Raw genomic sequence first — 3912 nt, 5'->3', positions numbered from 1 at the left:
GGGGCCCCCGCCGACGGCTCCGCACCGGCGGCGGGCCGGCCGGTCCGGGTGACCCTGGTGACCGGCGACCGGGTCACCGCCCTGGTCGGCACCGACGGCGGGGTGTCGCTGGTCGCCGTACAGCCCGGGCCCGGACGCGAGGACGTGACCTTCACCCAGCGCTCCGGCGCCCCGGGCACGCTCACCCTGCTCCCCGCGGACGCCGTCGAGCCGCTGAGCACCGGGCGGCTGGACCCGCGGCTGTTCGACGTCGCCGGACTGATCGCCCAGGGCTACGACGACGCGGGCACCACCGAGCTGCTGCTGATCCTCGGCTCGGACCGACCCGACGCCAAGGGGTTCGCCGCCGCCGCGCCGCCGGCCGGGGCCACCGTCGTACGCACGCTGGAGAGCGTGCACGGCGTGGCCCTGCGCGCCCCGAAGGCGCGCACGGGCGAGCTCTGGCAGCAGCTCGCCCGGCCCGGCGCCGGGCTCGCCGCGAGCGGGGTGGACAAGGTCTGGCTGGACGGCAAGGTGACCGCCGCGCTCGACCGGTCGACCGCGCAGATCGGCGCCCCGCAGGCCTGGTCGTCCGGCTGGACCGGCAAGGGCGTCACGGTCGCGGTGCTGGACAGCGGCATCGACCGCGGGCACCCCGACGTGGCCGGCTCCCTCGGCGAGAGCTCCGACTTCACCCGCGCCGACCCGGCCCAGGAGGGCCCCCCGCCGGTGGCCTCCGACGCGGACGGCCACGGCACCCACGTCGCCTCGATCGTGGCGGGCACCGGCTCCGCCTCCGACGGCCGGTTCAGGGGCGTCGCCCCCGAGGCCCGGCTGCTGGTCGGCAAGGTGCTGGACGACGAGGGCAACGGCCAGGAGTCCTGGGCGCTCCAGGGCATGGAGTGGGCCGCGGCCCGCGCGCCGATCGTCAACACCAGCTTCACCGGCGCCGCCACCGACGGCACCGACCCGCTGGCCCAGGCCGTCAACACGCTCTCCGCCCGCTACGGCACGCTCTTCGTCGCCGCGGCCGGCAACAGCGGCCGGCCCGGCACCGTCGGCACCCCCGGCTCGGCGGACGCCGCGTTGACCGTGGGCGCCGTCGACCGCGACGGCTCGCCGGCCGGCCTCTCCAGCCAGGGCCCGCGCACCGGCGACCACGCCGTCAAGCCGGACCTCACGGCACCCGGCATCGGCATCGTCGCCGCCCGCGCCGCCGGGACGGACGGCCAGAACCCGGTCGGCGACCGGTACACGGCCATCTCCGGCACCTCGATGGCGGCCCCGCACGTCGCCGGAGCCGCCGCCCTGCTCCTCCAGCGGCACCCGGACTGGAAGGGGCCGCAGCTCAAGGCCGCGCTCGTGTCCTCCGCCGCCCCGCTGGCCGGGCGCGGCGCCTACGAGCAGGGCGCCGGGCGGGTCGACGTCGCCCGGGCCACCACCCAGGAGGTGTACGCGACCGCCGAGGGCACCGGGATCCACCTGGACGACGCGTCCGGCGCGGCGCCGGTCAGCCGGACCGTCACCTACCACAACGCCGGCGGCACGCCCGTCACCCTGGACCTGGCCGCCGAGTCCACCGGGCCGGCCGACGGGTTCACCGTCGCCCCCGCCCGGCTGACCGTCCCGGCCGGCGCCGGCGCACCGGCCACCGTGACCGTGGACCCGGCCCGGATCGCCGCGGGCGCCTCGCTGACCGGCCGGGTGACCGCGACCGGCCCCGGCGGCACCGCCGTCACCACCCCGTACGCGCTCACCCGCGAGGCCGTCCGGCACGACGTCACCGTCACCGCGGTCGACCGCGACGGCGCTCCGGTGGGGCCTGGGACCTGGCTGACCCAGTCGATGATCGGCCTGGTCAACCTGGACACCCGGGAGTCCTTCCCGCTCCGGTTCACCGGCGGCACCGCCACCGCCCGGGTGCCCGAGGGCCGCTACAACCTCGGCGGCAGGCTGGTCACCCCCGGTGCCGGGACCGCGAGCCCGACGTCCACCCTGTTCCTCCAGCCCGAGCTGGAGCTGCGCGGCGACACCAGGCTCGCCGTCGACGCCCGACAGGGCAGGCAGCTGACCGTCACGGTGCCCGGCCGCGCCACCACCGGCTGGTCGCTCTCCGCGGGCTACTGCTACCGCACCGGCGGCGACGGAGGGTGCGCCGACTCCTTCGCGGCCATCGGCCGGCCCGGCAACCTGTACGTCATCCCCGGCGGCCGCCCCGGCGCCGGCCGACTGGACTTCACGGCGCAGAGCGTCCAGAACGGCCCGCCGCAGCAGAACGGACGGCTGCCGGACCGCTACGACCTGCTGGTGCACACCACCGGCGGGCTCCCGGACCCGGCCTTCACCGTCGACCCGGGCGAGCTGGCCACCCTCAACACCCGCTACTTCGCCCAGGCCCCCGGCACGGCGGGCGACTTCAGCAGCTTCGCGGAGGCCGGCGGCGTCGGCGGCCTCAGCATCGCGGAGCCGAACTTCGCGCTGCCGGCCGTCCGCACCGAGTACTTCACCGTCAAGGACCAGCGCCGCGAGACGATCTTCGGACAGAGCACCGGGCCCGGCGGCGAGATGATCCCCTCCACGGTGAGCCAGAGCGGCGCCCTGCGCTGCGCCGCCGGCGAGACCTGTGCCGAGCGCTGGAACGCCGCCGTCATCGGACCCGGCCTCGCCCCCGGCCAGGGCGGCGCGGCCACCATGGCCCGCACCAGCGACGGCTTCCTCACGCTGGCGCCGCAGCTGTTCAGCGACGCCTCACCCGGCCACGTCGGCTCACCGTGGACGCGGCGGCTGGACGACACCGTCCGGATCGACCTGGAGCGGGACGGCGAGCGGATCGGCAGCAGCGCACGGGAGTCCGCCGACTTCGCCGTGCCGGCCGGCGACGCCACGTACCGGCTGACCGCGAAGGCCACCCGGTCCGAGCCGTGGGCCGCGCTGTCCGGCACCGTCGAGGCGGTCTGGACCTTCCGCTCGGGAGCCGTCGCACCGGGCCCCGGCGGCACCCCGCGCAGCACCCCGCTGCCGATCGACGTGGTCCGCTTCACCGCCCCGGTCAACCCGGACAACCAGGCGCCGCGCAAGCAGCACACGCTGCTCGCCGCCGTCGAGCGGCAGAGCGGCGCGCCCGCCGCAGCCGTCGCGAGCCTGGAGGTCCAGGTCTCCTTCGACGACGGCGCCACCTGGCGCGACGCCCCGGTGCGGCCGGGCGACAGCGGCTACCGGGTCACCGTCGACCCGCCGGCCGGGACGGGCGGCTTCGTCTCGCTCAGGGCCGTGGCCCGGGACGCCGACGGCGGCTCCGTCGAGCAGACCGCTCTCCGCGCCTACCGACTGACGCCGTGAAGCGGGCTCGCTGGCCCGGGGTCTCCCCCGGCCGGCTCTCCGAAACCACTACCCGGACCGATCCCTGAGGAACGACCCCTAAGGGCGTAGACACAGGCGCCGACGGGCATGGCAAGGTCACAGTGCAGCGCCACCAGCCGTGAGAAGGTACCAAGCATGAGTGCAGTGAAGTTCATCCTCAATGTCATCTGGTTGATTTTCTGCGGCATTTGGATGGCTCTTGCCTACGTGCTCGCCGGAATCATCTGCTGTGTACTGATCATCACCATCCCGTTCGGCATCGCCTCGTTCCGGATCGCCGGCTTCATACTGTGGCCGTTCGGCAGGACGACCGTCGAGCGGCCGGACGCCGGGCCCGCGTCCTGCGTCGGCAACGTCATCTGGTTCGTCTTCGCCGGATGGTGGCTGGCCATCGGGCATCTGGTCACCAGCATCCCGCTGTTCCTGTCGATCATCGGCATCCCCTTCGGGTGGGCCAACCTGAAGATGATCCCGATCTCCCTCATGCCGCTCGGCCGCGAGATCGTCTCCACGGACCGGGAGTGGGGCGCGCGGTAACCGGGACGGACCTCGACGGCCGGCGACGGGCAGCAG

2 protein-coding genes are annotated in these 3912 nt (G+C 75.5%); both read left to right on the top strand.

Features of this window, described 5'->3' with window-relative positions:
- Window positions 1-3318 (top strand): S8 family serine peptidase (locus ACFU6K_RS33320; RefSeq protein ID WP_380669449.1); only part of this gene is annotated, 3318 nt, incomplete at its 5' end.
- A 156-nt stretch (window positions 3319-3474) separates the two neighbouring features.
- The gene (locus tag ACFU6K_RS33315; RefSeq protein ID WP_380669447.1) at window positions 3475-3876 is read left to right on the top strand and encodes a YccF domain-containing protein; all 402 of its coding nucleotides are present in this window, start codon (window positions 3475-3477) and stop codon (window positions 3874-3876) included.
- Window positions 3877-3912 lie beyond the last annotated feature (36 nt).

It is taken from the genome of Kitasatospora sp. NPDC057512 (genome assembly GCF_042802135.1).
Taxonomy (GTDB): domain Bacteria; phylum Actinomycetota; class Actinomycetes; order Streptomycetales; family Streptomycetaceae; genus Kitasatospora.
Note: the sequence above shows the minus strand (reverse complement) of the source record. Positions and strands in the feature narration are given on the sequence as shown.

Excerpts from the sequence above, each read along its gene's own strand:
- ACFU6K_RS33315 (WP_380669447.1), top strand. The coding sequence starts at position 3,475 with ATGAGTGCAGTGAAGTTCATCCTCAATGTCATCTGGTTGATTTTCTGC.